Source organism: Acinetobacter tandoii DSM 14970 = CIP 107469, assembly GCF_000400735.1.
GTDB lineage: Bacteria > Pseudomonadota > Gammaproteobacteria > Pseudomonadales > Moraxellaceae > Acinetobacter > Acinetobacter tandoii.
Genome location: NZ_KE007378.1, coordinates 34,862 through 41,759, shown reverse-complemented (window position 1 = coordinate 41,759; position 6,898 = coordinate 34,862). Strand labels below are relative to the sequence as shown.

Sequence of the window (6,898 nt, the reverse complement as noted above, 5' to 3'; positions counted from 1 at the left end):
CACTTGATGGGTAAGGCTTTAGATACAGAAGAAAGATTACATGTCTGTTTTACAATTAATGCAAGCATAATCAGTGTAAAACATTTTACATGTGACTTGTTCCACTTCAGATATTTGTTTAAGATGAGATGTAACTCATTGAAATGTGTCATCATATTCGTCGTCAGAAAACAAGTATTATGCCATTATTTCAATGAGTTATCTTTTTTTGTCGTGTACAAAGTAAATATTGACAAGTATTATTGATAATGAGCATATCTTCTCATGTAAGCACAAGTATAAGCAGAGGAAAACTATGGACGTTCTATTTTCGAATTTTTTAGATAAACCTGTTTGGATGTGGATTTTCTTTATCCTTATTGTACTTGTCCTGCTTATTCTAGATCTTGGAGTATTTCATCGTAAGGTAAGAGAGATTGGTGTTAAAGAAAGCTTAGCACTATCAGCATTTTATATTACATTAGGTTTACTTTTCGGCGCATGGGTGTGGTGGTATCTCGGACCCACGGCAGGGATTAACTATGTAACCGGTTTTGTAATTGAAAAATCATTAGCGATGGATAATATCTTTGTCATTGCAATGATTTTTTCATATTTCTCGATACCAAGAATTTATCAGCATAGAGTCTTATTTTGGGGAATTATAGGTGTAATTTTTCTAAGAGCTATCATGATTGGCGTGGGCGCAACACTGGTCAGCCAATTTTCATGGGTTCTTTATATATTTGCAGCCTTTCTTATTTTTACAGGGATAAAAATGTGGCTAAGTGTTGATAAAGAATATGAAGTCGGAAATTCTCCTATTTTGAACTTTATTAAAAAAAGATTTCGTGTCACTGAGCAGCTTCATGCAGAGAAGTTCTGGGTGAAAAAGATTGATCCAAAAACTAACCAATTAACCTGGTTTATGACACCACTTTTTCTAGCCTTGATCATGATTGAATTTGTAGATCTGATCTTTGCAATAGATAGTGTTCCTGCGATTTTTGCGATTACGACAGATCCATTTATTGTTTATACTTCAAATATTTTCGCAATTTTGGGATTACGTGCTTTATATTTTGCCCTATCAGCAATGGTCGACCGCTTCCATTATTTGAAGTACGCATTAGCAGTATTGTTAGTCTTTATTGGATCAAAAATTTTTATAGCTGATGGATTAGGTATAGCAAAAATTCCACCGCCAGTCTCCCTTTCGATCACGTTCATCATCTTGTTTACAGGAATTCTATACTCTCTTTGGAAAACAAAAGATCAAAGTACTCATAGGTAAAAATTACAATCCTTTAAATAATTAATAGCTACCAATAACACAGTGGCTGTTAATTATTCTGATTATAAGTTTTCCTAAAATTAACATAATACACCTTATACGAAATTCGTTATAATTATCTATAGAAATCAATGCTGTAGTTTCTTTTTTGCCCAACCTCCCCAAGGTGGGCTTTTTTTTATGATTTTTTCACGTTCCACGACCTCTAAATGATCAATGTTCCACGATTTTAATAAGCCTTGGTAAACAGTAAGATCAGCCATGAAGTTTAAAGAAACGGCTCTAAAAGCCTCTTTTTTCGGATCCTGGTTCAACTTGTTCAGGGGTAGCAATCTGTTTAGGTGAACCGTACTGGGTTTATCGGAGAGAAATTTTTAATATCTAAATTTATGTAACTATAGAGTATACCCTAAAGCAACACTCAGAATGTCCCGGATTTTATGTATCATTTAAATGATTTTTAATCATATATAACATGTAACTTTGATATTAAAGATTTATAATTTACGAAATTGTTCATTTTTATCCAATTGGGGAGTGAAAGAGTGAAAGGTCAAAAAGTAGGTTATGTCCGGGTGAGTTCAGTCGAGCAAAATACAGGACGTCAACTTGAGGGAATTGAAATCGACCGGATTTTTGTTGACCGAGCTTCGGGTAAAAATACCGACCGACCGAAATTTCAGGAAATGTTGAACTATGTCCGGGAAGGGGACAGGGTGATTGTACATTCCATGGATCGTTTTGCTCGAAGCTTAAAAGATTTAGTCACTGAAGTAGATAAACTGGTCAAACGAGGAATTGCCATCCAGTTCGTAAAAGAAAATATTACTTTCACTGCTCAATCTACCCCGATGGATAATTTGATGCTGCAATTGATGGGCGCTTTTGCACAGTTCGAACGTGAGATCATTTTAGAGCGTCAAAAAGAAGGAATAAAACTGGCCTCTGCTCAAGGAAAGTACAAAGGGCGTGTACATAAATTGAAACCTGAACAGGCTGAAGCTTTAAGACAAGAATGGAAGGAAGGAAAGTACCCTTCAAAAATGGCATTAGGCCAGGCATTTGGAATTAGTCGCCAGGCGGTATACCGCTATTTAAAAGCAAGTGAGTAACTCAATTAAAATGGAAAATATTCGAAATTTTCTTGAAGATAATCAAGTCAAAATCTACTTCTGTACCATCTTTATCGGAGTTATTTTTGGATTAACCATCAGTGGAGCGACGATTTTAGAAAGTTTGATTAACCCTGCACTGGCATTAATGTTATTTGCTACTTTTTTACAAGTACCTATTGCAGAAATTGGCAAGGCATTAAAAAATTTACGTTTTATTTCTGCATTACTTATTACTAACTTTATTGCCTTACCTTTAATTACGGCAGGTCTAATACAATTTTTACCTGAAAACCCACTTATTCGTTTAGCTGTACTTTTTGTTCTACTAGCACCGTGTATTGATTATGTGATTACTTTCACCCATGTTGGGAAAGGTAATGCAAGATTATTACTTGCGATGACACCTGTATTATTGCTTATCCAAATGATCTTATTACCAATTTATCTTGGTGTACTCCTCGGAGAAGAGGTAGCTCAGCTTGTTGAAATTGGTCCTTTTGTCCATGCGTTTGTATGGTTCATTGTTGCACCCTTAGCAATGGCAGCTATAGTTCAGTTCATTGGGAATAGAAATGAACAAGCAGAAAAAGTGGCTGAAAGCCTAAACTTATTTCCTGTACCTGCCACAGCCCTAGTTTTGTTTATCGTCCTAGCATCAGTTATGCCTCAAATTGGGCTTGCAAAAAGTGCAGCTCTTCAAGCTTTACCAATTTATATTTCTTTTGCCATTATTGCTCCATTCGTGGGTTGGATAATTGCTCGTATTTTTCGATTAGAATCTGGCTCTGCTAGTGCTGTGTCCTTTTCAGCATCATATAGAAATTCATTTGTTATTCTTCCATTAGCTTTTGCAATTCCGGGAAGTATGCCCATAATTCCTGCTGTAATCTTGACTCAGACTATCGTTGAACTATGCTTTTTACCAATCTATATTCGTCTGATACCTCGACTATTCAAAACCTAGAGATTTAAACATTTAAGTAGTTGTTATAGTTAGATAAAAGTATTCAGAAGCCCACGCTTACATCGAGTAATTTAATAAAGGGGGGGGGAGCTAGCTCCCCCCCTCTTTTATTCATTTGCTAATTAAAACTTACTCGCAACTTGATATGTGATGAATGAAAAGATGTAGGCTAATGCAAACAAATAAGTTGCCATAATGATGGGCTGTTTCCAGCTGCCAGTTTCTCGTCTAATTGTTGCTAACGTAGCAAGACAATGGGGAGCAAAAATAAACCATACCAATAATGATAAACCTGTGGCTAACCCCCATCCATCCGGGCCTGAAATTTGACTTAACAGACTTTGAGTTACTGTATCTTCATCACCTGACATCGCATAAATCACCCCAAGAGCAGCAATTACAACTTCCCTTGCTGCCATAGCAGGAATGAGTGCAATACATATTTCCCATGTAAACCCAATAGGCGCAAATATAGGATGAATTAAATGTCCTAACTGACCAGCTAAACTATAGTTAATGGCCGGCATGCTTGCATTATCTGGTGGTTGAGGGAACGTGACTAGCACCCATAACAAGATAGACAGTGCGACGATAATGCCACCAACTCGTTTTAAGAAAATAGTTGCCCTATCATATAAGCCTAATGCAATATTTCTAATATCTGGAATTCGGTATGTGGGAAGTTCAAAAATAAAAATACTTTCAGTTTTATCTTTTCGAACCAATTTCAGAAACACTGAAACTAATAACGCTGAGACTATTCCCGACATATAAAGACCAAAAAGGACTAATCCTTGCAGACTTAACCAGCCGTAGATTAATTGGTTCGGAATAAATGCCGCGATCAATAAAGCATATACTGGCAATCTTGCTGAACAGGTCATCAAGGGTGCAATCATAATTGTTGCTAATCGGTCCCGTTCAGAGCTGATACTTCTGGTTGCCATAATTCCGGGAATCGCACAAGCAAAACTGGATAGCAGAGGAATAAATGAACGGCCGCTAAGCCCGGCTTTAGACATTAATTTATCTAAAAGAAATGCTGCTCGGGGTAAATAGCCTGACTCTTCAAGCATTAAAATGAAGAAGAATAAAATCAAAATCTGAGGCATATATGCAAGCACGCTACCTGCACCAGCAATTACCCCATCCACAACCAAGCTTTTTAATAGAGGATGTTGGATTAGTGGTCCAATAAAATCACTGAGCCATGCGACAAAATTTTCAATGAATTCAATAAAAGGCGTTGCCCATATAAATACCGCCTGGAACATCACAAACATGGTTAAAGTTAAGATTACTAAACCCAATACAGGATGTAGAAAAATTTTATCTAGAAATGCGGTTCTTTTATCACCACTGTCATTATTTAAAATAACTTGTTTGGTGATTTGTTTGACCTGTTCAAAATGACTTAATTCAGAATGATAAGGAGTAATAAAAAGATTTTTTTGATCTAATTGATTAATTAAATCTTGAATTCCTTTTGTTTTAACTGCGACAGCTTCAACTACAGGGATACCTAACAGTTGAGACAGTTTATCCTTATCAATGGAAATACCACGCTTTTTGACCTCATCCATCATATTTAATACAAGAATCATAGGGCGATTTAGAGCACGAACTTCGAGAACCAAGCTCAAATGTAAGCTTAAATTTGTGGCATCTACAACGCATATAAAAATATCGGGTAGAATTTCACCTTTTAGCTCGCCCAAACAAACTGCCCTGGTGACTTCTTCATCTAAACTACTAGGTTTTAAACTGTAAGTTCCGGGTAAGTCCAATACTCGTATTGCATCACCAGAAGGTAATTTAAAAGAACCTTCTTTTCTTTCTACGGTAACCCCAGCATAGTTGGCAACTTTTTGTCGCGTACCAGTAAGCGTATTAAATAAAGAGGTTTTTCCGCAATTTGGATTACCGACTAATGCAATGTTCTTAATCTTCATTGGATACTAACTCTACAAAAATTCTTTCAGCTTCATTCTTTCTTAATGCGAATCTTGAAGTTTCAATTTGAACTAAAACAGGATCTCCGCCAAAAACACCTTTAGCGAGTACTTGTAGAGTTTCACCCTCTCTAAAACCTAATAGTTGGAGCCGTTCCAATACGGGATCAGTGGTATGACTGTATTGATTACCTTTTTTGAGATCTCTAATTTTGACGATCTGATTTTGTTTAACTTGAAATAGATTCATTTTCGATACTCTTACTTCAAAGCCAAAATCTTTCGAGCACCATTAAGCACGAATAAAGAAACCAGGATGCCAATGATTAAGTCTGGGTAAGCTGATCCCGTCCACGCCACGAGTACACCGGCAAATATAACGCCCATATTTACGACAACGTCATTCGCCGAGAAAATCCAACTGGCTTTCATATGTGCGCCATCTTCTCGATGACCAGAAATAAGATATAAGCATGTCACGTTAGCTATAAGTGCGAGCAGGCCAATAACAATCATGAGCGTTGATTCTGGCTCGCTTCCAAACATGAATCGTCTAATGACATCAATAATCACGATGACAGCAAGTAATAACTGAATCCAACCTGCGAAATGGGCTGCTTTCACTTGATATTTCGCAGCTTTTCCGACGGCATATAGCGCAATACCATAAACGGCTGCATCTGCAAACATATCTAGAGAATCAGCAATCAATCCTGTAGACGCAGCAATAATTCCGCTGATGAATTCTATAAAGAAAAGTAGAGCATTAATGCCTAATAACAGTTTAAGTACTTTAGCTTGTCTCACAGGATCAGGTTCATTAGGTATATCGCCTGAAGAAAGCTGTGTTTCATCAAGTTTCGCCCCAAAACCCAGTCCTTCGAGTTTAGCCGTAATTTGCTGAATCCCTTCATTATGGAAGACTTTCAGTTTTCGATTGGGAAGATCAAAAGTAAGACCTTTAACTGCTTCAATATCTGCAAGAGCCATACGGACCATTTGCTCTTCAGCAGAGCAATCCATTTTAGGAATGGTATAGGTACTTGTTTGCTTAGCCTGTTGATTGCTTATATAAGTTTCAGTCTTCACAAGCTTTGCACCAAAACCCAAAGCTTCAAGTTTGGTAGTTATATTTTCATCTTTTTGATTATGTAGAACCTTTAAAGACCGGTTAGGTAAATCAAAGATGAGTTTTTGAACACCATCAATTGAAGATAGCGCCATACGAACCATCTGTTCTTCCGCAGAACAATCCATTTTGGGAACTAAGTATTCACTCATGTAGTGCGAATCTTTTAAAACGTTTTCAGTGCTTAAATTTTCTTTGGGATCAGAACCACAACAGGATTGAGCGGTATCTTCACAACTGTTTGAAGTGTTACAGCAAGGAGATGAAGATTTTTCTTCTTCCTCTTCACCACAACAGCTAGGCGTATTATCACAATTCTTTGAATTGCTTGCTTCTGCAATTGATGGATGATTTTCTTGTTGAGATTTCTTATCTTCGCATGGTGTTTCTTTACTACATCCACAGCCACTCATAGTTATACCCATTAAAAAATTTATAAACTTTGAATATTAGAATCCCTATAGT

6 protein-coding genes and 1 pseudogene are annotated in these 6,898 nt (G+C 36.8%); 3 read left to right on the top strand and 4 right to left on the bottom strand.

The window, feature by feature from the left end; genetic code table 11:
* Positions 1 to 152 (bottom strand): annotated as a pseudogene (locus tag I593_RS20290) (IS4-like element ISAba33 family transposase); the annotation flags it as partial.
* A gap of 143 nt (positions 153 to 295) precedes the next feature.
* Between I593_RS20290 and I593_RS19590 the strand changes: the two are divergent.
* The 3 genes from I593_RS19590 to I593_RS19580 all read left to right on the top strand — a co-directional run bounded on the left by I593_RS19590 (position 296) and on the right by I593_RS19580 (position 3,352).
* A complete protein-coding gene (locus I593_RS19590; RefSeq protein WP_004761028.1) occupies positions 296 to 1,273 on the top strand; it encodes a TerC family protein in 978 nt (325 codons plus the stop codon).
* Between the two features lie 545 nt (positions 1,274 to 1,818).
* Positions 1,819 to 2,385 carry a recombinase family protein gene (locus I593_RS19585; protein ID WP_004758168.1) on the top strand — a complete coding sequence of 189 codons (567 nt, stop codon included), beginning with the start codon at positions 1,819 to 1,821 and terminating at the stop codon, positions 2,383 to 2,385.
* Between the two features lie 10 nt (positions 2,386 to 2,395).
* Positions 2,396 to 3,352, top strand: a complete 957-nt coding sequence (locus I593_RS19580; protein WP_004665958.1) for an arsenic resistance protein — start codon at positions 2,396 to 2,398, stop codon at positions 3,350 to 3,352.
* Positions 3,353 to 3,474: 122 nt separating this feature from the next.
* Here I593_RS19580 and feoB read toward each other — a convergent pair whose 3' ends face one another.
* From feoB to I593_RS19565, 3 genes are read right to left on the bottom strand one after another with little or no spacing between them, the layout of a single operon-like run.
* On the bottom strand, positions 3,475 to 5,304 hold the full coding sequence (feoB, locus tag I593_RS19575) for a ferrous iron transporter B (RefSeq protein WP_004281858.1): 1,830 nt from the start codon (positions 5,302 to 5,304) through the stop codon (positions 3,475 to 3,477).
* Positions 5,294 to 5,554, bottom strand: coding sequence for a FeoA family protein (locus tag I593_RS19570; RefSeq protein ID WP_004665962.1), 261 nt, complete (start codon positions 5,552 to 5,554; stop codon positions 5,294 to 5,296). Before I593_RS19570 ends, feoB begins: the two co-directional genes overlap by 11 nt.
* A gap of 11 nt (positions 5,555 to 5,565) precedes the next feature.
* Positions 5,566 to 6,846 (bottom strand): cation efflux transmembrane domain-containing protein, encoded by a 1,281-nt coding sequence (locus tag I593_RS19565; RefSeq protein WP_010700353.1) that lies wholly within the window; start codon positions 6,844 to 6,846, stop codon positions 5,566 to 5,568.
* Positions 6,847 to 6,898: the final 52 nt, after the last annotated feature.

Bases quoted from the DNA above. Each gene is read 5' to 3' on its own strand.
- I593_RS19590 (WP_004761028.1), top strand. From the start codon at position 296: ATGGACGTTCTATTTTCGAATTTTTTAGATAAACCTGTTTGGATGTGG.
- I593_RS19580 (WP_004665958.1), top strand. From the start codon at position 2,396: ATGGAAAATATTCGAAATTTTCTTGAAGATAATCAAGTCAAAATCTAC.
- feoB (WP_004281858.1), bottom strand. From the start codon at position 5,304: ATGAAGATTAAGAACATTGCATTAGTCGGTAATCCAAATTGCGGAAAA.
- I593_RS19570 (WP_004665962.1), bottom strand. From the start codon at position 5,554: ATGAATCTATTTCAAGTTAAACAAAATCAGATCGTCAAAATTAGAGAT.
- I593_RS19565 (WP_010700353.1), bottom strand. From the start codon at position 6,846: ATGAGTGGCTGTGGATGTAGTAAAGAAACACCATGCGAAGATAAGAAA.